The 24,477-nt window shown below is 52.2% G+C and carries 18 protein-coding genes; 7 read left to right on the forward strand and 11 right to left on the reverse strand.

What is annotated here, in order from left to right; all coding sequences use genetic code 11:
* From JK216_RS03305 to gabT, 6 genes are all read right to left on the reverse strand, one after another.
* Entirely contained in the window at positions 1-2,295 is a 2,295-nt protein-coding gene (locus JK216_RS03305) for a molybdopterin-dependent oxidoreductase (RefSeq protein ID WP_212711470.1), read from the reverse strand.
* A gap of 26 nt (positions 2,296-2,321) precedes the next feature.
* The gene (locus tag JK216_RS03310; protein WP_212707056.1) at positions 2,322-3,083 is read right to left on the reverse strand and encodes an amino acid ABC transporter ATP-binding protein; all 762 of its coding nucleotides are present in this window, start codon (positions 3,081-3,083) and stop codon (positions 2,322-2,324) included.
* Positions 3,076-3,996 (reverse strand): amino acid ABC transporter permease, encoded by a 921-nt coding sequence (locus JK216_RS03315; RefSeq protein WP_212707057.1) that lies wholly within the window; start codon positions 3,994-3,996, stop codon positions 3,076-3,078. Before JK216_RS03315 ends, JK216_RS03310 begins: the two co-directional genes overlap by 8 nt.
* On the reverse strand, positions 3,993-4,871 hold the full coding sequence (locus JK216_RS03320; protein WP_343876918.1) for an ABC transporter substrate-binding protein: 879 nt from the start codon (positions 4,869-4,871) through the stop codon (positions 3,993-3,995). The genes JK216_RS03315 and JK216_RS03320 overlap by 4 nt, the downstream gene beginning before the upstream one ends.
* A gap of 349 nt (positions 4,872-5,220) precedes the next feature.
* Complete coding sequence (gabP, locus tag JK216_RS03325; protein ID WP_212711469.1) at positions 5,221-6,624, reverse strand: GABA permease; 1,404 nt, start codon at positions 6,622-6,624, stop codon at positions 5,221-5,223.
* Between the two features lie 136 nt (positions 6,625-6,760).
* A complete protein-coding gene (gabT, locus tag JK216_RS03330) occupies positions 6,761-8,017 on the reverse strand; it encodes a 4-aminobutyrate--2-oxoglutarate transaminase (RefSeq protein WP_212707060.1) in 1,257 nt (418 codons plus the stop codon).
* Positions 8,018-8,127: 110 nt separating this feature from the next.
* On the opposite strand from gabT, the gene JK216_RS03335 reads away from it, so the two are divergent.
* On the forward strand, positions 8,128-9,642 hold the full coding sequence (locus tag JK216_RS03335) for a PLP-dependent aminotransferase family protein (protein ID WP_212707061.1): 1,515 nt from the start codon (positions 8,128-8,130) through the stop codon (positions 9,640-9,642).
* Between the two features lie 33 nt (positions 9,643-9,675).
* Here JK216_RS03335 and JK216_RS03340 read toward each other — a convergent pair whose 3' ends face one another.
* The gene (locus JK216_RS03340) at positions 9,676-11,052 is read right to left on the reverse strand and encodes an aldehyde dehydrogenase family protein (RefSeq protein WP_212710188.1); all 1,377 of its coding nucleotides are present in this window, start codon (positions 11,050-11,052) and stop codon (positions 9,676-9,678) included.
* A 243-nt stretch (positions 11,053-11,295) separates the two neighbouring features.
* Here JK216_RS03340 and JK216_RS03345 point away from each other — a divergent pair, with 243 nt between their 5' ends.
* On the forward strand, positions 11,296-12,054 hold the full coding sequence (locus JK216_RS03345; RefSeq protein WP_212711468.1) for a glycosyltransferase family 2 protein: 759 nt from the start codon (positions 11,296-11,298) through the stop codon (positions 12,052-12,054).
* A gap of 53 nt (positions 12,055-12,107) precedes the next feature.
* On the opposite strand, the gene JK216_RS03350 is transcribed toward JK216_RS03345, so the two are convergent.
* Positions 12,108-13,445, reverse strand: a complete 1,338-nt coding sequence (locus JK216_RS03350; protein WP_212707064.1) for an MFS transporter — start codon at positions 13,443-13,445, stop codon at positions 12,108-12,110.
* A gap of 127 nt (positions 13,446-13,572) precedes the next feature.
* Complete coding sequence (locus JK216_RS03355) at positions 13,573-15,603, reverse strand: choline transporter (protein WP_212707065.1); 2,031 nt, start codon at positions 15,601-15,603, stop codon at positions 13,573-13,575.
* 280 nt (positions 15,604-15,883) lie between these two features.
* Here JK216_RS03355 and betI point away from each other — a divergent pair, with 280 nt between their 5' ends.
* The 5 genes from betI to ddlA all read left to right on the forward strand — a co-directional run bounded on the left by betI (position 15,884) and on the right by ddlA (position 21,870).
* Positions 15,884-16,489 carry a transcriptional regulator BetI gene (gene betI / locus JK216_RS03360; RefSeq protein ID WP_212707066.1) on the forward strand — a complete coding sequence of 202 codons (606 nt, stop codon included), beginning with the start codon at positions 15,884-15,886 and terminating at the stop codon, positions 16,487-16,489.
* 3 nt (positions 16,490-16,492) lie between these two features.
* Positions 16,493-17,965, forward strand: a complete 1,473-nt coding sequence (betB, locus tag JK216_RS03365; protein ID WP_212707067.1) for a betaine-aldehyde dehydrogenase — start codon at positions 16,493-16,495, stop codon at positions 17,963-17,965.
* Between the two features lie 22 nt (positions 17,966-17,987).
* A complete protein-coding gene (betA, locus tag JK216_RS03370) occupies positions 17,988-19,667 on the forward strand; it encodes a choline dehydrogenase (protein ID WP_212707132.1) in 1,680 nt (559 codons plus the stop codon).
* 309 nt (positions 19,668-19,976) lie between these two features.
* On the forward strand, positions 19,977-20,651 hold the full coding sequence (locus tag JK216_RS03375; protein ID WP_212710182.1) for a Fe2+-dependent dioxygenase: 675 nt from the start codon (positions 19,977-19,979) through the stop codon (positions 20,649-20,651).
* A 118-nt stretch (positions 20,652-20,769) separates the two neighbouring features.
* The gene (gene ddlA / locus JK216_RS03380; protein WP_212707069.1) at positions 20,770-21,870 is read left to right on the forward strand and encodes a D-alanine--D-alanine ligase; all 1,101 of its coding nucleotides are present in this window, start codon (positions 20,770-20,772) and stop codon (positions 21,868-21,870) included.
* Positions 21,871-21,894: 24 nt separating this feature from the next.
* Here ddlA and JK216_RS03385 read toward each other — a convergent pair whose 3' ends face one another.
* Positions 21,895-23,292 carry a GGDEF domain-containing protein gene (locus JK216_RS03385; RefSeq protein WP_212710180.1) on the reverse strand — a complete coding sequence of 466 codons (1,398 nt, stop codon included), beginning with the start codon at positions 23,290-23,292 and terminating at the stop codon, positions 21,895-21,897.
* A gap of 339 nt (positions 23,293-23,631) precedes the next feature.
* A complete protein-coding gene (locus JK216_RS03390; RefSeq protein WP_212710218.1) occupies positions 23,632-24,429 on the reverse strand; it encodes a 5'-nucleotidase, lipoprotein e(P4) family in 798 nt (265 codons plus the stop codon).
* Positions 24,430-24,477 lie beyond the last annotated feature (48 nt).

Raw genomic sequence — 24,477 nt, forward strand, 5'->3', positions numbered from 1 at the left:
TCAGGCATCCGCTTCCGGCGGAATAAACGCCTGTACTGGCGGTAAATCACCCCTGAATTTCTTTATTTTCACCACGGTGATTTGCCCGGTGCAGCCCTGTGCCAGCGAAGATGTTCCGGCATCCCGGGTCAGTACATTCGGGTTACCATGCCGGCACAGCGGCCTTTCTGCCAGAGGATCTTCAGGATCATACCAGGCACCGGTCGGCAGTTGTATCACCCCCTGACGGATCTGACGGCTGAGACTGACGCTGGCCAGCGCCCTGCCCCGATCATTGTACAGCTCAATAATATCGCCCTCACCAATACCGGCAGCCTGTGCATCCTCCGGATGCAGGCAACACACCTCACGATCCTGCCGTTTACTGCGCTGGCTGTAATTGCCAAAATCCAGCTGGCTATGTAACCGGGTGGCTGGCTGATTAGCAATCAGCCAGTATGACTCTCCCGCCACAGCCTGTTCTGTCGGAGGTAGCCATACCGGATGGCCCGGGCAATCTGCATAGCCGAAACCGGCAATCGTTTCCGAGAAGATCTCGATTCTGCCACTCGGGGTCGGTAACGGTGATCGCCGGGGATCCTGACGAAATGCTTTCATCATCAGGCCACTTTCCGTGTGCTGAGGCAGCTGAAGCACTCCCTGACGGCGGAATGTGTCGTAATCCGGCAGACTAACCTGTAACTCAGCCAGCTTCCCCTGTAACTGCCGGTACATGGATTGCAACCATTGTCTGGCTGTGCGTCCTTCAGTAAATTCCTGTTCTCTGCCGAGGGCCCTGGCCAGTTCGGTGAAAATTGTAAAATCATCCCGTGCCAGACCCGCGGGCTCAGCCACCGGCTCCATCGCAAACAGATGCCGGTCGGTCGGTGCCCCGCCGATATCCTCCCGTTCCAGCGTCATGGTGGCAGGCAGTACGATATCGGCATGTCTGGCGGTCGCAGTCCAGGTCGTTTCATGGACAATCAGTGTATCCGGCCGACAAAATGCACGCCGTAACCGTGCCAAATCCTGATGATGGTGGAAAGGATTGCCGCCCGCCCAGTACACCAGCCGGATATGCGGATACCTCAGGCGGCGGCCATTGTAATCAAAATGCTCTCCCGGCTGCAGCAGCATATCGGCAATTTTTGCCACCGGGATAAAACGGTCAATACCGTTACGTCCCTGGGGCAACGAAGGAAAACTGACGCGGTTAAACAATTTACCATAGTGCCCGAGCGCCCCCAGTGCATAAGTAAATCCGCCGCCCGGTAATCCGGGTTGCCCCAGCGCCGCCGCCAGCACCAATGCGAGCCAGACAGGTTGTTCCCCGTGTTCAGAACGCTGCAAGGCATGAGCCACAGTCACCAGCACCCGCCGGTGAGGTAACGCCTCCGCCAGGGTCCTGATTTGTGCGGCACTGACACCACAGATCTCTGCCGCCCAGCAGGCATCACGTACCACGCCATCTTCATCGCCACGGAGATAGGCAACCATCTGTGGCCAGCCAGTACAGTAGCTGGCCAGAAAATTTTCATCCGTCAGTTGTCGTTCAATCAATACCGACAGTAAACCAAGGATAAAAGCCGCATCAGTACCGGGAATAATCGACAGCCACTCACCGGCCGCTTCAGCCGGTAAATCACTGGCCAGCGGGCTGACGGAAATAAAACGCGTCCCCCGGGCAGCCGCCTGCTGCATAAAACTACGTTCCGTGTGTTCACTGATACCGCCGCTGGCAACCTGTGAATTTTTCAGAGCCAGGCCGCCGAAAGCCAGCACAATATCGCTGTTTGCCGAAATTTCCTGCCAGCTGACACCCCGGCGGGCAATTTCATCCATCGGCCCGACAATATGGGGCAACAAAACGGCAGCAGATCCGGAACTGTAACTGTTTACCGAACGGACATAACCGCCGAGCGTCGTATTCAGAAAACGATGCACCTGGCTCTGGGCATGGTGAAAACGACCGGCACTCGACCAGCCGTAAGAGCCGCCGAATACTGCCTCCGGCCCGTATGCTGAATTTACCCGCCGCAGTTCACCACTGACCAGTGCAATCGCCTCTGGCCAGCTGACGGGCAGATATTCATCATTCCCCCGTCGGGTATCTGCCCCCGGCCCTTGCTCCAGCCAGCCGCGGCGTATCATCGGCCGGGTGACACGCACCGGATGAGTTAACGCATTGGTAAAATTGCCCAGTAACGGGCTGGGATCGGGATCACCGGCAAATGGGGTTATACTGACGTTGTCTTGCTGAAGTTCTGCCTGAAAGGCACCCCAGTGGGCACTGTGCATTTTTTGGGATGAGGACATTATTCCGCCACTAAAAAAAACGGTGCTTAAAGCACCGTTGCAACAAACTCACGTACCCGTCCGTTTTGCGGATCATCCAGTACCTGCTGAACAGGCCCGGCTGCCACAATATTGCCTGATTCCATAAACACAATGTTATCAGCAACCTCACGGGCAAATCCGATTTCATGGGTCACGATAACCATAGTGATCCCTGAATGGGCCAGTTGTTTAATCACCTGTAAAACTTCACCTACCAGCTCAGGATCCAGCGCCGAAGTGGGTTCGTCAAACAGCATAACCCCGGGATTCATCGCCAGCGCTCTGGCAATCGCTACCCGCTGTTGCTGCCCGCCGGACAGGTTTTGCGGCCACTCGTTTTCACGACCAGCCAGCCCTACCTGTTTCAGCAGTTCCCGTGCACGGGTAATACTTTCCTGACGGCCCTGTTTTCTGACCCGCATCGGTGCATCAATGATGTTTTGCAATACCGTCCGGTGAGGGAACAGATTAAACTGCTGGAACACCATCCCGATATCACGTCGTTGTCTGGCGACCTCACGGCTCCCCAATTCATACAATGCATGACCTTTCTGATGGTATCCCACCAGCTCATCGCCCACACGGATAGTACCGCCATCCAGTTTTTCCAGATGATTAATGCACCGCAGCAGTGTCGACTTACCTGACCCGGAAGGACCAAGGATCACTGTCACTGACCCGGCCGGAATATCCAGGTCCACCTGATCCAGAATAGTATTTCCGGAGAAACGTTTGGTGACTTTACGTAAATAAATCGCTTCAGCCATGGGACTCTCCTGCAGATCCTTTACCCGTCAGACGTGATAATACCCTGAACAGCGCTGGCGGCTCACGCCGTCCCACCCCGCGGGAAAAATAACGTTCAACATAGTACTGACCAACAGATAACACAGAAGTCATCAGTAAGTACCACAGCGTTGCGACCAGCAATAGCGGGATGACTTCATAGGTCCGCTGATAAATAATCTGAGCAGAAAATAGTACATCCTGCAGAGAAATCACCGATACCACAGCCGTAGTTTTCAGCTGACCAATTACTTCATTACCGGCCGGAGGCAGAATAGCGCGCATCGCCTGTGGCAGCACCGTATAACGAAAGATTTGTGCCGGACGATAGCCCAGTGCACGTGCGGCTTCAATTTGCCCGTTACTGACACTCTGGATCCCCGCACGTACAATCTCAGCTGCATAGGCGGACTGATGCATCACCAGCGCAATCACTGCAGCGGTGAACGGACTGATCAGGGTGTTGGACTGTACGCTCCACAGTTCGCCCACTCCCGGCAGGGAAAACGACAGCGTCGGATACAGGGCTGCAATGTTATACCAGAGGAATAACTGAACCAGCATCGGCACCCCGCGGAAAAACCAGGTATAAGCCCAGCTCACCGTCGACAATACGGGATTAGACGATAAACGCATCAGTGCCAGCAGAGTACCGAAGAAGAAGCCCAGCACCACTGAAATCACCGTCAGATGCAGGGTCATTAACACCCCCTGCAAAATCGATGCTTCAGTGAAGTTATCGGCGATTACCTGCCATTCAAAGCGCGGGTTATTAACCATTGACTGGACAATACCCGCCACACATAGCAACACCACCAGTGCACTCAGCCAGCGGCCATAATAACGTTTACCGACAATTCTCAATTCATCTGTCGGTGCAGTGACGGGTTTCATTTAAAGATCTCGTCATTACGAAGTGACTGTTTCACTGCACCAAAGCCAATCCCCCAGTGGTCGAGGATTTTCTGGTAAGAACCATCTTTGATCAGGGAGTTAAGCGCTGCCTGTACCGCAGGCTCTAAAGGTGAGTCTTTCGGGAATGCGACCGATACCGGCGCATCATTTACCGTCAGTACGCCACTGATGGTCGCCGGTTTAATTTGTTTCACCTGCCAGATCAGACCTTCATACGGGCCAAGGAACATTGGCACCCGCCCGCTGACTACCGCCTGTACACCTGCCGGGCGATCAGGGAATACGGCGACCTGAATCGGTTTTTTACCCGCGGCCTGACAGGCTTTACTGGCGTCTTCCAGTCGCGTTACCTGGGTCGTTCCGGCGCCGGCTCCGACCTGACTGCCACACAGGGCATCAAAGGAGGTAAACGGGGTAATACCAGAAGACTTGAGAGAAATAACGCCTAATTTACTGGCATCATAATAGCTGACAAAATCGACCAGTTTCAGTCGTATTTTTGTCGCATTGATATTTGATAAGGCGACATCATAACGACCGGTTTTCAGCCCCGGGATAATGTTGTCGAATCCGCCACTGTCACGCCACTGTACTTTAATACCAAGGCGCTCACCGACGGCATTCATCACGTCGATTTCACGGCCAGCCAGTGTTTTATTATCCGTTTCAAAAAAAGTGGTTGGCGGCGTATTAGGGTTGGTTGCCGCCACAATATAACCACGCTTCGCAATATCTGCCGGTAACAGTTTACTGAGCGCCGGATCAGCCTGTACCTGTAATGAACTATGAGTAGGGACAGACAGATCGGCGGCACTGACACTGGTGACACTCAGTGCTGAAACAACCAAAGCTATGCCTTTTAAAAATACGTTCACCGGAATTGTTCTCCTGGTTAGCTGCAAAAATTTCCCGAACGGGAATAAAAGAAAAACGCCAGGCACCAGGCTTCGCGTTAGATAACATGGGTTATATACCCTGTGTAGCTTTAAAAACTCACAAGGTTGTGATCAGGATCATTGTCATTTAATACCCATTGAATCGCAAATTCCAAAAATGGCTATTCTAATTCCATTAGATAATAAGCAGCAACCATCACCTGCCGAGGCGGCTCCGCAGGAGAACGGCCACGCAACCGACAGAAAAAACTACCGCGGGCATCGGGCCCGCGGTAGTTCATCTCGCTGTGGTGCCGGCCGGGTAAAATTACGCGCCGCTGCGCCGTGTTTCCGTAAACCGGCGGCTGCTGCGCTGCCGGTGATGTAACGCCAGCCCGGTCAGTACCACCAGCAATGCCAGAATACCGGTAGCAATGATTTCGATACGGTGATCAGGCATAAACAACATAGAACCCAGAATCCCTGCAATCACCACTATCACAAACCAGGTCAGTCCCGGGAATAACCACATTTTAAAATCCGGGACTTCACCGCGGGCCTCCATTCGTTTACGCATTACCAGTTGTGAGCAGGCGATCACCAGATACACCAGCAAAGCAATGGCGCCTGAGCTGGCAAGCAGGAAGTTAAACACTTCTGCCGGAGCAACATAGTTGGCGAATACCGCCAGAAAAGCCATGGCCGTTGATAACAATACCGCTACCCGCGGTGTACCACTGCGGCTGGTTTTTGCCGCTGCCGCGGGTGCATCTTTACGGGTCGCCAGTGAATACAGCATGCGTGATGAGGTATAAAGTGCAGAATTCAGGCAACTGCATACCGCAGTCAGTACCACAATATCGACAATCAGACGGGCATGGGGAATATTCATCATTTCCAGTACCGTCTGGTAAGAACCTTTCGTTGCCAGATCCGGGGTATTCCAGGGAACCAGAGAAACAATAAACAGAATCGACAGCAGGTAAAACAGCGCAATTCGCCAGATGACTGAGTTAGTGGCTTTTGAAATCTCTTTGCCGGGGTTTTTCGACTCTGCCGCAGCAATGGTTACAATCTCAGTGCCCATAAAGGAGAACATCGTAGTCAGAATAGCCGCCAGTACCGCCCCGAAACCATGAGGCATAAAGCCGCCGCTGTCGTAGAGGTGAGACATACCACTGACTTCGCTGTCCGGCATCAGGCCAAAAATAGCCACACACCCCAGTACCAGAAACGCCACTATCGCTGCCACCTTCACCAGTGCCAGCCAGAATTCAAATTCACCGTAGTTTTTGACACTGAACAGGTTCGAGATAGTCAGCACCAGGGTAATTGCCAGAGTGAATTGCCAGATAGCCACCTGCGGGAACCAGCTATTGAGGATCGTCGCCGCCGCATTCGCCTCCAGCGGGATCACCAGTACCCAGAACCACCAGTACAGCCAGCCAATCGTGAAACCGGCCCAGCGCCCCAGTGCGCTATGGGCATAGGTAGAAAAAGACCCGGAATCCGGTGAGCTGACAGCCATTTCTGCCAGCATACGCATAATCAGCACCACCAGTGCACCGGCAATCAGATAAGCAATTAGCACTGCCGGGCCGGCTTCGGCAATCGCATGACCGGAGCCGACAAACAGTCCGGCACCGATAACGCCGCCAATAGACAGCATACGAATATGCCGCGATTTAAGTCCCGGTGAAAGTGTGTCTGTGTTTGAAGAAATTGTACTCATGATTTCCCTCATCATAATTTTATTTGCCGGGTACAGACAGGATGCTGCAACACGGTCGCTGGTCGGGAAGAGAGGTAACGGTGATCCCGGAGGGAACGGTCTCCGGGATAACACCTGTACTGCGACTGTTTACCTGTCAGACGGCATACTGCTGTAAGGCACGGGTCAGAATAGTCAGTCCCTGACGGAACTGTTCGGTCGGAATCGTCAGCGGATACAGGAAACGAATAACATTGCCTTTTTGTCCGCAGGTCAGCAGTAACAGGCCTTCGTCCATCGCCGCCGTCTGTACTTTTTTCGCAATCGCAGCATCCTTCAGCTCTGCCGCAACCATTGATCCCAGACCACGGACTTGTTTGATCGCCGGACAACGGCTTTTCAGTTCCTGCAGGCTGCTGACCAGTTCACTGCCAAGTTGCTGAGAGCGCTGACAGAGTTGTTCTTCGTCAATCACATCCAGTACCGCATGGGCCGCCGCGATCGATAACGGGTTACCGGCGTAGGTGCCGCCCAGCCCGCCCGGGTTAGGTGCATCCATCACTTCTGCGCGACCGGAAACCGCAGACAGAGGGAAACCGCCCGCCAGGCTTTTCGCCATGGTGATGATATCCGGTTTAACCTCGAAATTTTCCATCGCGAACAGAGTACCGGTACGGGCAAAACCACTCTGTACTTCATCAGCAATCAGCAGGATGCCATGCTGATCTGCCAGTTTACGCAGTGCCGTCATAAACTCAGAGGGTGCCACACGGAAACCGCCTTCACCCTGTACCGGCTCCAGGACGATAGCTGCCACATTGTGCGGGGCAATATCGTAATGGAAGATATCTTCGAGGCTGTCCAGAGCCTGCTCCACGGTCACTTCGTTCTCCACCGGGAAACGGGCATGGAATACGGAAGGTACCATCGGACCAAAATCTTGTTTGTAAGGTGCCACTTTACCGGTCATTGCCATGGTCATCATGGTACGGCCATGGAAAGAGCCGCCAAAGGTGATGACGCCATGACGGCCGGTATAAGCGCGGGCAATTTTCACTGCATTCTCAACCGCTTCTGCGCCGGTAGAGAAAAAAGCGGTTTTTGCCGGGCCTTCGACCGGCACCCGCTGATTAATACGCTCAGCCAGAGAGATATAGCTCTCATAGGGCACAATCTGGAAAGCAGTATGAGTGAACTTTTGCAGTTGCTCAGCCACGGCTGCCACAACTTTCGGGTGACGGTGCCCGGTATTCAGTACCGCAATTCCTCCGGCAAAATCGATAACTTCGCGACCTTCGGTATCGCGCAGGGTGGCATTTTCGGCACTGCTGACAAACCAGTCACACATTACCGCGTTGCCACGTGGCAGAGCATCTTGTTTGCGCTGGTTTAATGTTTCTTTAGAATCACTCATCTCTTTCTGCCTCGTTCACTTAACTTTTTTTTGTAATAAAACTGTATTTATTTATCCTTTCCGGTAGGGTATTTTTCCAGAGCCATTTACCAGCAAAATGAAGGTACCAATTGCGAACTCTTTACGCCGATCACCTGCTGGAACGTTTGCAGTTTGACCAGCAAGGCAGGCTCCACCAGCGGTTACTGCGGGTCTTACAGCAGGCTATTATCGACGGTGTATTTCCCCCTGAAACACGTTTACCGGCTACCCGTGATCTGGCTAAAGAGCTGGGAATATCCCGTAATACAGTACTGAATGCTTACGATAGTTTGCTGGCTGAAGGATATGTTACTTCGCGCACCGGTAGCGGTACCCGGGTGGCGAAAACCTTACCGGAATTCTGTCTGAACAGCGCCCGCCAGCAGATTCCTGAGGCCGCCGGGCAAGCCTTACCTGCAGGCCTGTCGTCCCGCGGCGCCGCATTACTCGGCCATGCCACCGCATCGCCTTTTCAGTGGGGAGCTTTTGTACCGGGTGCCCCGGATGTCACTGCATTTCCGCATAAAACCCTGGGTAAAATTCAGGCCAGACTGAACCAGCAACCGGAAATTAATCAGTTGATCTACAGCAATGACGGTGGCTGCGCCAGCCTGCGTCAGGCCCTGGCTGACTATCTGCGGGTAGCCCGTTCTATCCGTGCCGATGCCGACCAGATTATTATTACCGAGGGTATTCATCAGGCAGTGGACCTGGTGTCGCGGGTACTCTGCGACCAGGGCGAGACAGTGTGGATTGAAGAACCAGGCTACTGGGGAACCCGTAATTTATTACGTATTAATGGTCTGAATGTCCATGCGGTCCCGGTTGACGAAGAGGGGATGCTGCCGGAAATCACCGCGCGGCGACCGGCACCAAAAATGGTCTTTGTCACCCCCTCCCATCAGTACCCGCTGGGGGTACATCTCAGCCTGAGCCGACGTAAAACTCTGCTGGCAATGGCACGGCGTCATAAATTCTGGATCATTGAAGACGACTACGACAGTGAATTCCGTTTTTCCGGCAGCCCGTATCCGTCATTACAAGGGCTGGAAGAGGACGCACCGGTGATCTATATGGGAACCTTCAGTAAAACACTGTATCCGGCATTACGTATCGGTTACCTGGTGGTGCCTAAAAACCTGAAAACCGAATTACGTACCGCTGCCGCAGAACTGTACCGGGGGGGGCATTTAATTATTCAGCGGGCTATCTCTGAATTTATCAGCCAGGGGCATTATGCGGCCCATATCCGCCGTATGCGCCTGCTGTACAACCAGCGACGTAAATTTTTACTCAGTCTGATACAACGTTATCTCGGAGAAATGTTTATGCCCCGTTATACCCATGATGCAGGGCTGCATCTGGTTATGACTCTGCCGGATAAAAGTGATGATGTGGCGATTGCCCGCGATGCGTTATATAAAGGCGTCAGTGTCCGGCCATTATCGCAATATTATATGCAACGGCAGAAAAGACGAGGGTTACTGCTGGGCTATGCCTGCGTTAATGAACAGCAAATTTTTACCGCGTTTAACCTGTTACGTCAGTGTCTGATTAACGCCGGTCTTTGCCGTCTGCGGCCAGCCGCACAGAATGAGGAATAAACGTGCCCTGCCGGCAGGCAGGGCACGCAGAAATTAGCGACGGTTACGCCATACGGTCTGAATATTACAGAACTCATGCAAACCAAAATGGTTTAATTCACGACCGTAGCCGCTTTTCTTCACCCCGCCGATGGTCACACGCGGATCGGAAGCTCCGTAGCCATTAATAAACACTGCACCGGTTTCGAGGCTATCAGCAAAGTGATCGGCCAGTGCTTCATCGGCTGTCCATACCGTCGCACTTAGACCAAACTCGCTGTTATTTGCCAGCGCCAGCGCATGCTTTGCGTCCCGGGCCACGGTCAGGGCAGCCACCGGGCCAAAAATTTCTTCCCGGAACGCGGTCATCTGTTCACTGACATCAGCCAGAATAGTTGGCGCATAGTAATTGCCTGTTCCGGCAATTTTTTCACCGCCACACACCAGCCGGGCCCCCTGTTTCAAAGTATCCTGCACCTGCTGGTGTAACTCATCACGCAGGTCAAAGCGTGCCATCGGCCCCAGATAGGTTGTTTCATCCAGAGGGTCTCCGATTTTCAGTGCCTGTACTGCCGCGGTAAACCGGGTTTCGAACTCTTCAGCTACCGGCGCTTCAATAATGAAGCGTTTGGCAGCCATACATACTTGTCCGGTATTCTGATAACGGCCGGCGACCGCCGCTTTTACTGCTTCATCCAGGTCCGCATCGGCCAGTACGATAAAGGGATCGGAACCCCCCAGCTCCAGGACACTCTTCTTCAGTGCAGCCCCCGCCTGAGTGGCAATCGCCGCCCCCGCTCTGACACTGCCGGTCACGGCAACCGCAGCGACACGAGGGTCTTTAATCAACTGAGAAACACCGTCGTTATCCACATTCAGCAGCTCAAACGTACCTTGCGGAAAGCCGACCGAATTCATGACTTCCTGCAGTAAGGTGGCACATCCCATCACATTCGGTGCATGCTTAAGCACATAAGTATTACCGGCCAGCAGCATACCGGCGGCCCCCCGCAATACCTGCCAGTAAGGGAAGTTCCACGGCATTACCGCCAGAATAGTTCCCAGGGGACGAAACTCCTGCCAGGCTTGCTGGTTTTCGACCTGAGTTGGCTGTGCTGCCAGTACCGCCGGGCCATTATCCGCATACCATTCGCAAACCTGAGCACATTTATTCACTTCCGCCCGCGCCTGAACAACAGGCTTACCCATTTCCAGAGTCATCATCTGCGCCAGGGCTTCACAGCGTTCACGCAGCCGTGTCGCCAGAGTGCGTAATACTGTCACCCTGGTTTCCATCGGCGTGACTCGCCACACTTTTAAAGCATCTGCACTGCGTTGCAGGCTGCTTTCGATATCAGCGCTGCCCTGAAACGGGTAACGGGCCAGCTCTTCGCCGGTAGCAGGGTTAACAGAGATCGCATAATCGGTCATAAAACATCCTTACAACGGGTTAAAGAAGTATACTGACTACCATACGCCCTGTGATTAATGAATTAAAATGAATATTCATAACGAAGTTGATTATAAAAAATGAATAACCTGGCTACAGTTTCTATCACTCTGTCAGCCGTAAAACAGCTCCCGGTGAGTGACTGCCACACCAAAAGACCATAAAAGTATTGTGCTTTAATTATAATTACGCTCGGAAATCATAAACTGAACGAACCCGAAACAATGATAAAAATAACTGTTTGTCTGTTAACCTTTAACTCTGCACGTACCCTGAAGCAGGTTATACCTCCGGCGTTAACCATCGCCGATCAAATCGTGGTACTTGATTCCGGCAGCAGTGATGAAACCACCGACATCTGCAGTCACTATGGTATTGAAGCGCACTATAGTCCGTATGAAATGCATGGCCAGCAGATGAATAAGGCCATTGCCCTGGCAGAACATGACTGGGTATTTTGCCTCGACAGTGATGAGGTCCTCGACCGGCAGACTCTGGATTTTATTATGCGACTGAAAGCGGCCCCGGCAGAGCCGGCAGCCGATCAGGCATGGCGAATTTCCCGTTACTGGTACGTATTAGGCAAACAGGTAAAAACTATCTATCCGGTCGCGTCTCCCGACTATCCGGTACGCCTGTTTAACCGGCGTGTGGCAAAGTTTAATCACCGGCCGGTAGACGATGAAGTTACCGGGGAAAGCCACAGTGAGATTATCCCCGGACATGTCCGCCATGATACGTTCTATTCGCTTCATGAAATGTTCGCCAAGATGAACAGCTATACCACCCGGCTGATTAAATATCAGCGGATCCGCCCTTCACTGGCCCGCGGTGTTATCAGTGCCATCGGCGCTTTTTTTAAATGGTATCTGCTGAATGGCAGCTGGCGGCTGGGTAAAGTCGGGTTGGCTACCGGGATCTATGCCACCCTGTACAGCTTTATGAAATATTTTAAAGCCTGGTATCAGCACGGTGATAAATAATTCTGTCACAGCCCGTCCGCAACAATACCGGACGGGCTGTTTACCCGGAAAAATTAATGCGGATCCCGGGGAGGGTTTTCGCCGTTATCCGGCTCCGCAGGATGTTCTCCGTCAGCAGCCTCTTCCTCCGGTAGATTTACCATCGTATTCTGAATATCCTGTTCATCAATCACCGGGTTAAGTGCAGCCGCCAGTGGTGAACTCACCAGACCATCGGTTAATGGCACATGGGGCACCTGATTTTCCTGATCCGCTGCCAAATGCGGTTCCCGGACACGGGTTAACACAATAATGACCGCACAGCAGACCGCAAAAAACAGGTACAACATATTGCCGCCCAGTGGCTGCATCACCGCCCCGGTCAGTAGCGGCCCGATACTGGCGCCGATACCGTACGACATCAGCAGACAGGCCGTCAGCGATACCCGACGTTCGGCAATGATCCGGTCATTTGCCAGCGCAACCGCCAGCGGATATAACGCAAACTGCATCATGCTGGCAATAAAAGCGATGCCCAGCACCATGCTAAAACTGACATGTTTCAGCACTGCCAGCGGTAATGAGGCCAGCAGAAACAAAATGGCAGTAAAGAACAGTAACCGCTGCCGGTCATAACGGTCAGATAACCAGCTTAACGGGAACTGAACCACCAGCCCGGCAAAAATGGTTGCCGCCATAAATACGCCGATCTGTGAAGTCGAAAAGCCCATCTGACTGGCATACACTGGCGCCATACCATAGAAGGCCCCGGTCGCCATACCGGTCAGTAGGGTGATCACCAGAATCTTAGGAATCGCTTTCAGAAAATACCCCAGTTCAAGGGGAGCAGGCGACATGGGATGAACTTTAGTGCGGGTCGTCAGGGAGATAGGTACCAGGCATAATGCGAAACACAGAGCCACAATCAACAGAGGCAGGATACCAAACCCTGATTGCAGGGTAAGTATGATCTGTCCTGCGGACAACCCCAGGTAGGTGGCAACCATATACAGCCCGAAAATAACACCACGTTGTTCTGATTCAGCCTGATCATTCAGCCAGCTTTCCAGCACCATATACTGGCTCATCATGCACAGACCAATAATAAACCTCAGCACGATCCAAACGGGGATGTAATCATTGAGGCAGTGACCGATCACTGATGCAGTAATAATCCCTGCACAAGCCACATAGGCCCGGATGTGCCCGACCCTGGCAATCAGGTTATGGCCGACTTTTCCGCCGACCACCAGACCAATATAGTGGGCGGCGGTAATCAGACCAATCACGGTGCCACTGACATTCTGATGTGCCAGCCGTAATGAGACATAGGTTGTCAGTAAGCCGGAGCCCAGTAGCATCAGAAGTGTGGTGGTATATAGCGGCAGAAAGGTATTCAGAATTCTTTGCATTACATCTCCCTGAGAATAAAACCTCACCGGGTAAATGAATAACGTCCGAAAAACATGCGGTCCGGCCTGACCCGTTGTACTGCGGGGCAGGCCGGTGCAGGGGTGCCCCCCTGCGCTTCAATCATCCTTACAGATGTGGAAAATTGATATGATTGCCGGGCGCTTCCCGATGTAAATGAATAAAGTTCAGGTGGCGTTCATATTGATCAAGGATATCAATGATCACCTGTTCTTTACTGTAGTCCATCAAATCGTTCCCCTGGCTACCTTCAAGTAAAAAAGTTTCCAGTCGATAGTAGGTGGACTTACCACTTCTGGCACGGTAAGTGAAGCCGGGGACAGAGTATTTCTGTGGCCAGATTTGATACATAAAGTTCTGCTCTTCGCCCAGATTCACCGTCAGTGCCAGATGCCCCAGGTCTTCACCTTCTTCCGCAGGCAGGTTTTCCAGCGTTACCTGAGCACCACGATACTCCAGCTCCTTCGCCACTTCCTGCATTGCGGGGTAACAGGTTTTATCCAGCATTTCACGGGTATAGGCCGTGCCGGGGTAGTTCATCAGCCGCGACAAGCGTTTTTTCCAGCTGCGGCGATCATTGGCTGTCGCCAGATACGGAGCCGTATCCCGGCTGGCACTGACTCTGCGGTAGTCTTCAACTTTCAGTGATTTATATAAGCCAGCCATCACAAAGAACATCACAAAACTGAACGGCAGCCCCATAATCACCGTCGTGCTTTGTAACGCAGAAATACCATTCGTCATCAGCATTCCCAGCGTCAGTACTCCGATAACTACCGACCAGAAGATACGGATCCAGTTGGGTGCATCGCTGTTAATATCTTTCAGGCGTGAAGTAAAGTTCCCCAGCACCAGTGCCCCGGAATCAGCCGAAGTTACATAGAACAGCAGACCGGTGATGGTTGCCACCGAAGCACTGAGCGTAAAGGCCGGGTACTGAGCCAGCAGGTTATAGAAACCACGTTCCGGATGGGCCATAACATCCATAGCGAACTGAACATTGCCATGAATAATCTGATACAAGGCAGCATTACCAAACACCGATAGCCACAGCAGGGTAAAAGCGAACGGGATAATCAGAGTCCCCAGGACAAACTCCCGGATAGTACGGCCACGTGAAATTCGCGCCAGAAACAGGCCGACAAACGGTGACCAGGCAACCCACCAGGCCCAGAAAAACAGGGTCCAGGTATTCATCCACTGGGTCGGGCGATCAAAGGCAAAGGTGTTCAGCGTCATGCCCATAAAGCGATTAATGTAATCACCGACATTCAGTACCAGTGCATTCAGCAGGAATTCCGTATTTCCAAAAAACAGCACGAAGATAATCAGACCTAATGCCAGCAACACATTCAGTTCCGACAGCATCCTGATGCCTTTATCCACCCCGGAGGTGACTGAAATCGTCGCAATAACTACCGATAATACAATCAGAGCCGCTTTTGCGCCCAGGCTGTCGGGAATATGGAACAGAACATTCAGGCCGTAGTTCAGCTGAACCACGCCGATCCCCAGCGTCGTGGCGATACCGAAAATTGTCCCGATCACCGCAGCAATATCTACCGTATGACCAATAGGCCCGTTAATTCTTTTACCAAAAATCGGGTACAGCGCCGAGCGGATCGTCAACGGCAGATTATAACGATAACTAAAGTAGCCGAGGGCTATCCCCATCAGGGCATACATCGACCAGCCAGTCATCCCGTAGTGGAATAATGTCCAGACCATCGCCTGGCGTGCAGCTTCCAGGGTTTGTCCTGAGCCTTCCGGCGGCTGCATATATTGTGTGACTGGTTCAGCAACCGAGAAAAACATCAGGTCGATACCAATCCCTGCCGCAAACAGCATCGCAGCCCAGCTGGGCAGACTGAATTCAGGTTTTGACTGCTCAGGCCCCAGTTTAATCGTCCCGAAACGGGACACAGCCATAAACAACACAAACACAATATACAGTGTCGCCGCCAGCATGTAATACCAGCCAAAAGTTGCTGATACCCAGTCTACGGCTGACTGGATAATTTTCGCGGAGGTGTCACTGTAGAAAAACGTCATCAGAGAAAACAACAAAATCAGCCCCGCGGAGGTATAGAACACCACAGGGTTGATTTTGTCTTTTTCGCTGGCAGGTGGGTTACCCATTAGTTACCTCTGTTTAACTTCACGATGAGATTAACAACAATATCACGGCACCTCCCTGCCCCGTGTCAATCTTTACAGGCGGTCTGGCCGTATCGCCTCACGCTGTATCTGACCAATTATTTATTTTAAATAACAATAACTTATATAATTTCAGTGCGGTAATCCCTGGCTGAAAAGCCGTACCGCATGACCACAAGCATAACAATTTCTGTTTTTATATTGAACATTCAATCAAAAAAAGTTTTAATGGTTCATATCAAAGTGTCGGGGAGTAAAGGGGATGCCTAAAGTCGGTATGCAGCCCATTCGTCGGCGTCAGCTTATTGACGCCACACTGGAAACCATTAATGAAGTCGGGTTGCATTATGCCACTATCGCGCAGATAGCCAGACGTGCAGGCGTATCTACCGGGATCATCAGCCACTACTTCGGAGACAAAAACGGACTGCTGGAAGCAGCCATGCGGGATATTACCACCCAGTTGCGTACTGCTATCCTCCGCCGCCTGCGGGGATTGCCAGAGACAGACACCCGCGCCCGGCTGTCCGCCATCGTCGATGGCAATTTTGACGATACCCAGGTACACAGTGCGGCAATGAAAGCCTGGCTGGATTTTTGGGCCAGCAGCATGCATCAGCCAATGCTGAACCGGCTGCAGGTTGCCAGCAGCCGCCGTCTCCTGTCGACACTGACCGCTGAATTCCGCCGCGAACTGCCAGCTGAGCAGGCAAGAATTGCCGGTTATGGATTATCAGCACTTATTGACGGGCTCTGGTTACGTGCTGCCCTGAGCGGTCAGCCTTTTGATCTGGCTGTCGCTAAAAAGCTTACGACCGACTTTATTTGTCAGCAACTGGCAAAGACTCAATCAACTGACGGAGAATAAACTATGTCCCGATTCGAAGAACAGTTCCTGTACATTAACGGAGCCCGCGTGCCCGCACAGAGCGGTTCCAAGTTTCAGACAGTGAACCCCGCCAATGGTGAAATTCTGGCTGACGTCCATGAAGCGGGTCAGCAGGATGTTGATCTGGCCGTTGCCTCTGCCCGTAAAGGTCAGAAAATATGGGCCGCAATGACCGCAATGGAACGTTCGCGGATCCTGCGCAAAGCAGTGGATCTGTTACGCGAACGTAACGACGAGCTGGCGGCTCTCGAAACGCTGGATACCGGAAAGCCCCTGAGCGAAACGCTGGCTGTGGATATTGTTACAGGTGCCGATGTACTGGAATATTACGCCGGACTGGCACCGAGCCTGGAAGGCCAGCAAATTCCGCTGCGCGACACCTCTTTTGTCTATACCCGCCGTGAGCCGCTGGGTGTGGTCGCCGGTATCGGTGCCTGGAATTACCCGATTCAGATAGCATTATGGAAATCAGCACCTGCCCTGGCGGCCGGTAATGCAATGATTTTTAAGCCCAGCGAAGTCACTCCCCTGACTGCACTGAAACTGGCAGAAATCTATACGGAAGCCGGTGTTCCTGACGGGGTATTTAACGTACTGCCGGGTACCGGTGCTGTCACCGGTCAGGCCCTGACCGAACATACCGGCATCGACAAAGTGTCATTTACCGGCGGCGTAGTCAGCGGCCGTAAAGTGATGGCTAATGCCGCAGGCTCAACCCTGAAAGAAGTGACCATGGAACTCGGCGGCAAATCGCCGCTGGTGATCTGTGATGATGCCGATCTGGACCTGGCGGCCGATATCGCCATGATGGCTAACTTCTATAGTTCAGGCCAGGTCTGTACTAACGGTACCCGGGTTTTTGTGCCCGCTACGCTGAAAACCGCGTTTGAAGAAAAAATTCTGGTCCGTGTTGCACGTATCCGAGCCGGATCACCTGATGATCCACAGACTAACTTTGGCCCGCTGGTCAGCTTTGCTCACCGCGATAATGTCATGCGTTTTATCCGTTCCGGTATTGAGAGCGGCGCACGTTTACTGGCCGGTGGCCAGCAAATGACGGCTGCGGGCTTTGAAAACGGTGCCTGGGTCGAACCTACTGTCTTTACCGACTGCCACGATGACATGGAAATCGTCCGCGAAGAAATTTTTGGCCCGGTGATGTCAATTCTCAGTTATGAGAGTGAAGAAGAGGTTATCCGCCGCGCCAATGATACAGACTTTGGCCTGGCGGCAGGTGTGGTTACTCCGTCTCTGAACCGTGCCCACCGCATTATCCACCAGCTGGAAGCCGGTATTTGCTGGATAAATAGCTGGGGAGAATCTCCTGCCGAGATGCCTGTCGGGGGTTATAAGCATTCAGGGATCGGCCGCGAAAACGGTCAAATGACACTGCAAAGTTACACCCGGGTGAAATCTGTTCAGGTCGAACTGGAAACCTTCCAGTCCGTATTTTAAACATCTAACCTGAGGAATAATGATGGAATTTGATTATATTATTATCGGAGCCGGCTCTGCCGGCAACGTCCTGGCGACCCGCCTGACCGAAGACAGTAACGTCAGCGTATTACTGCTGGAAGCCGGCGGTCCTGATTACCGTGCCGATTTCCGCACCCAGATGCCTGCGGCCCTGGCTTACCCTCTGCAGGGGAAACGCTATAACTGGGCCTACGAGACCGAACCAGAGCCACATATGAACAACCGCCGTATGGAATGCGGACGCGGTAAAGGACTGGGCGGTTCGTCGCTGATCAACGGTATGTGTTATATCCGTGGTAATGCCATGGATCTGGATAACTGGGCCAAAGCGCCGGGGCTGGAAAACTGGACCTATGCCGATTGCCTGCCTTATTACCGTAAAGCAGAAACCCGTGATATCGGACCTAATGATTACCATGGCGGTGAGGGTCCGGTCAGTGTCAGCACCCCGAAAGCCGATAAAAACCCGCTGTTTGATGCAATGGTGGAGGCCGGTGTACAGGCAGGTTACCCGCGTACTGATGATCTGAACGGCTACCAGCAGGAAGGCTTCGGCCCGATGGACCGGACCGTCACCAAGAACGGCCGCCGTTCCAGTACCGCACGTGGTTATCTGGACCAGGCAAAATCACGCAGTAACCTGACAATTGTTACTCATGCCACCACCGACCGGATTGTGTTCGAAGGCAAACGGGCTGTCGGTGTCGAGTATTTACAGGGCAACAACAGTACGCCGGTCAAAGCCACTGCCCGTAAAGAAGTGCTGCTGTCAGCAGGTGCTATTGCTTCACCGCAGATTTTACAGCGTTCCGGGGTTGGCCCGGCATCCTTATTGCAGAAATTTTCAATCCCGCTGGTACATGATTTACCGGGAGTCGGTGAGAATTTACAGGATCACCTGGAAATGTATCTGCAATACGAATGTAAAGAACCGGTCTCACTTTATCCGGCGCTGAAATGGTGGAACCAGCCGAAAATTGGTGCTGAATGGATGTTTAATGGTACAGGTATCGGTGCCAGTAACCAGTTTGAGGCCGGTGGTTTTATCCGAAGCCGCAAAGAATTTGACTGGCCGAATATTCAGTATCACTTTCTGCCGGTAGCGATTAATTATAATGGTACCAATGCGATTGAAGCACACGGGTTCCAGTGCCATGTCGGGTCAATGCGTTCCCCAAGTCGTGGCCGTGTACAGCTGAAATCACGCGACCCGCATCAGCACCCGTCAATTCTGTTTAACTATATGGCCCATAAACAGGACTGGCAGGAATTCCGTGACTGTATCCGCCTGACGCGGGAGATTATCAATCAGCCGGCGCTGGATAAATATCGCGGGAAAGAACTGAGTCCGGGCATGGACTGCCAGAGTGATGAACAGCTGGATGAATTTGTCCGTAATCATGCAGAAACGGCTTATCACCCTTGCGGTACCTGTAAAATGGGTAACGACGAGATGGCAGTTGTCGACGCTGAAGGGCGGGTTCACGGACTGCAGGGACTTCGGGTCGTGGATGCCTCTATTATGCCGGAAATTATCACCGGTAACCTGAATGCCACCACCATCATGATTGGCGAAAAAATGGCCGACATTATTCGTGGTCGCCAGCCATTAGCCCGCAGCACCGCGCCTTATTATGTTGCCGGTGATGCACCGGTTCGTACCGAGCCGCTTCGCAAATAACTCCATGTTTTAAAATGGATTACTGCCTGTAATACTCAGACCCGCGGGCCGGAAATAATTTATCCGGCCCGCACCTTTCAGATTTTACCGTTATCCTGCGCTCTGTCCCCTGACAGCTCTCCGGAACCTGCCCATGATGTTGTTCAGGCTGGTAGTAACTTTGTAACAAAACAATAATACGAATGAACATGATAACAATTGTCATTACAATAACTGGCTAGCCAGCGGCCTGATGATGGTTCAGACATCAGCCTGCTGCCCTGCTCACACCGCAGCTATTCTGCGGCCTTCTCTCTGGGATATATCACTATGATGCAAAAAATTACCGGTCTGCTGAGCAAGCAGGAAGTCGCACTGATGCAGGAAAAATTATCCGCCTGTCACTGGATAGATGGCCGGGTAACGACCGGGGCTCAGGGTTCGCAGGTGAAAGCCAATCAGCAGGTGGATACGGGCAGTGCCGAGTGGCAGGAGCTGCAACAGTATTTACTGACCAGACTGAACAGCCACCCGCAATTTTTTTCGGCAACGCTGCCGGTCAATATCTCCAGCCCGCTGTTTAACCGTTATACTGACGGCGGCACCTACGGTTTTCATGTGGATGGTGCTGTCAGGCGTGAAGGTAACGACTGGCTGAGAACTGATATTTCCGCCACCCTGTTTTTGTCTGAACCGGACAGCTATCAGGGCGGAGAGCTGATTATCCGTGATACTTATGGGCAGCACAGCGTGAAACTGCCCGCCGGTGATATGATCCTCTACCCTTCCAGTAGCCTGCATTGCGTTACACCGGTCACTGAGGGCGAGCGACTGGCGTCATTCATGTGGATCCAGTCAATGATCCGTGACGATAAAAAGCGCGCAATGCTGATTTCTCTGGACGAAAATATCCAGACCCTGAATCAACAACCACAGTCTGCTGATGTCAGTATGTCACTGCTTAACCTCTACCATAATCTGCTGCGGGAATGGAGTGGCCAGTAAACAGCCACCCGCAACGGATAAAGGCCGTTAACTGCCGGTCCGGCAGTGGCGGAGGCTGTTGTCACTATCCTCTGCATGTTATGTTGTTACTTTGTTCCAGGTGATCAGGCAGACCAGAATGACAAAACAACGGGTAGGAATTATTTTTGGCGGCAAATCCGCCGAGCATCAGGTATCTCTGCAATCCGCGAAGAATATTATTGATGCAATTGATAAAACAAAATTTGAAGTTGTGCTTCTGGGAATAGATAAGCAGGGACACTGGCAGATTAACCAGCAGTCTGATTTTCTGCTTAATGCCCATGATCCGCAGCATATTGCGCTGAATAAGTCGGCTCAGCAGATAGCTCTGATCCCCGGTCAGGCGCAACAGCAACTGATAGAACACCGTCAGGCGACACCGGTGCCGCAGGTCGATGTTATCTTCCCTATTGTCCACGGCACGCTCGGTGAAGACGGTTCATTACAGGGACTGTTGCGTATGGCAAACCTGCCATTCGTCGGCTCCGGAGTCCTCGGTTCTGCCGTCAGTATGGATAAAGACGTCACGAAGCGTCTGTTACGCGATGCCGGCCTGCAGGTAGCACCTTTTATCAGTCTGGCCTCTTCAGAACTGGAAAAATTCAGCCCGGCGCAAGCCATCGGGACACTCGGACTGCCGCTGTTTGTCAAACCGGCAAACCAGGGCTCATCAGTCGGCGTCAGTAAAGTACATACGGCTGATGAACTGCTGCCCGCATTGCATGACGCTTTCCGCTATGACCGTAAGGTGCTTATCGAAACGGCGATTACCGGCCGTGAGATTGAATGTGCTGTATTAGGTAATGATCATCCGCAAGCCAGTCACTGCGGCGAAATCGTTCTCAGCGATGAGTTCTATTCCTATCAGACCAAATACATTAACGAAAAGGGCGCACAGGTGGTCGTGCCAGCAGAGCTGGACCCAGGCACAGAACAACATATCCGCCAGGTGGCATTACAGGCTTTCCGGGCACTGGAATGTTGCGGTATGGCGCGGGTCGATGTCTTCCTGACCGCGGATAATCAGGTCATTATTAACGAAGTTAATACACTGCCGGGCTTTACCAATATCAGTATGTATCCAAAACTCTGGCATGCCAGTGGTCTGGGATACAGTGAACTGATCACCCGACTGATCGGGCTGGCCTGCGAACGCCATCAGCAAGACCAGCAGATGATGGCTGCCTTCGATCACTAAACGCCGTGTAGCACCCGCCCGCCACTATACCGTCCGGGCGGGTGATATCCGGTTGCGGCCATTGCGTTTTGAAACATACAAATTGCGGTCAGCAATACTTAGCAGCCGGTTCATTACCGGTATCCAGCTTTGATCATCCGCGCCGGCTATGTCGCGGGCAACCCCGATACTGACGGATACCGGCACGGCTTTTCCCTGAATAATACAGGGCGTATCCGCCACAGTACGGCGGATATTTTCGGCGAAACCGTATAATTGCTCAGTATCAGCGTCAAATAATACGATAGCAAACTCTTCTCCGCCAAAACGGGAAACCCTGTGCCGGGAACCGGTCAATACCACCAGCCGCTGGCTTATTTCCTGTAATACACGGTCACCTTCATCATGGCCATAGGTGTCATTAATAGATTTAAAAAAATCGATATCCAGCAGAATCAGTCCCATAGCTCTGTCTGCCGACAAAGGCTCACGACTGAGGCTGTCAAATAACCCGGCACGGGACAGTAACCGGGTCAGGAAATCGTAATTCGCCCGCACAGATAGCTGCTGATTCAGCGACCGGACAGACTCCATCCCCACAGCAACCATATACGGTGTTAATGCCAGTGCAGCAATTCCCAGCCTGACGGAAATCAATGCGGGTATTTCTGACGGCAAAAATCCGGAACCGGTACTGATGAGATCCGTATAAATTAATACGATTTCGGTCATCCCGATAATGCAGGTAATCAGACAGGTAGCCGTTACCGGCAGTACCAACGCGCACCAGATCAAACCGGGCAGAGGCAACGGCAGGCTGCCCGGGCCTCCGGAGATCACCGCAAAGAGCAGCAGGACGGTAACAGCAATTACCGGAAAAACAGACGTCAGACGTAACCGGGCGGTGCTTTTGCTGCCGATACTTAAAAATAGCGGCAGTAATAATAATCCGGTCGAGAACTGTTCACTGCTCCATTCTCCGATGACGTTTAACAGACCGGCAGTGCTGTCACAGGACGGAGAAATAAATGCCCACCAGCTGCCGGAGAGTATTGCCGACAGCAGACAGACGGGAAAAATAAGCATCACACTGCGGATATTCTCTTTACCGGCCTCAGGTGTCATCAGCCTGCTCAGCAGAATACTGGTCACACTAATAAAAATAAGATTAGCCAGATTAATTGCGAATGCCTGCACACCCTGGCCGGACATATACAGGTCATAAACCACCATTCCGCTGTAACAAAACAGGTAATTCAGCGGAGTATTCAAAAATGGCTTACGAATAAATAACCCGGTGATTACCGCATTTGTCACCCAGAACAGAGAAAGTGCCTGCGGTAAGCGCAGATAACTGTTTATGACCGCCAGTACCGCACTTAAGCACAGCAGCAAAATGCCATTGCGGATAATTGTGTTTTCGCTAAAAATCCGGACCACCATTACTTAATACTCCGCACTGCTTGTTCAGGCGTCAGTCACATAAGTGAACGTTATCATTCCGTATCAGGACAGGTCAGACAGGTACCATACCGGAAGGCTGAAATATAGCGGGTAGCTCAGAAAAAATGACTTTCCTGAGTGAATTATTTATTCCTGAATGTTGATTTCGCGGGTAATCACGGCCTGTGATTATTTCCGGTAATTACGCGCTGATATTTCAGCGCGTACAGATGGTCCTTATTCATAACCGCGCGTATTCTGACAAAATAGCGGCAAATAACAAACAACAATTAATAAAATTAATGTCATTAAATGCGATAGCCGGTCAGTGAGCGCGGATTACTGGCCGTTCCAGGCCCGTAAATTCTGTTCTCTGACCTGTATTTTCTGCTGAGCAGATAACTGGTTGTAGCCGTCGGCCAGACCACTCTCCCAGTCGCCGTATTGCGGATTCGGCAGAATAATGAACTTCGTTCCGAACAGGGCATGATTATTGCTGACAAATTCACGGCGCTGAGCGTTATCTTTATGCCAGCTGGCTCCGCCAAAATCATTCAGGTTATCACCAATATACAAAACAACATTGGCCCCTGATTGCCGAATCTCATCAAAACGCGCCTGCTTATTAGAGGTGGTCGTACTCAGACGAAGGGTATTGTTACTGACCCCGGGGAAACCTAATGCGGTCAGGTTATCCACAGTGGCCTGATAATCTTTCTGATCCCGGTTCGATACGTAGAACACCGTACCGCCGTGACTGTCAACATAACGGGCAAATTCGACTGCCCCCGGTACTGCCCGTGCCTGCCGCGCCCGTGTCCAGGCAGACCAGCTGGCATCTGTGAAGGGCTGATCATTCTTTGCCTGCCAGGCCTGGTAGGCGCTATTATCCAGCATTGTTTCATCCAGATCGACAATCACCGCGCCGGGTTTTCCGCTTTCAGAGACTGCATTATCAAACGCCTGAGTCGCGACATTAAATGCCTGCCATGTCAGCGCCTGATATTCCCCGGACTGCTGAGTCCAGTTGATGGCTGCCACTGTCTGGTCATTGAGCCGCTGTTGCGCATTTTCGGCACAACCGGTCAGACCAAGAATGAAGACGGCAGGTAATGTCATAAGCCAGCGTTTTTGCATCATATATCCTCTGGTTAAATCAGATTTATCAGTAGTTGACCTCAGGAT

The sequence above is a fragment of the Tatumella sp. JGM94 genome (assembly GCF_018257595.1).
Lineage (GTDB): Bacteria > Pseudomonadota > Gammaproteobacteria > Enterobacterales > Enterobacteriaceae > Tatumella > Tatumella punctata.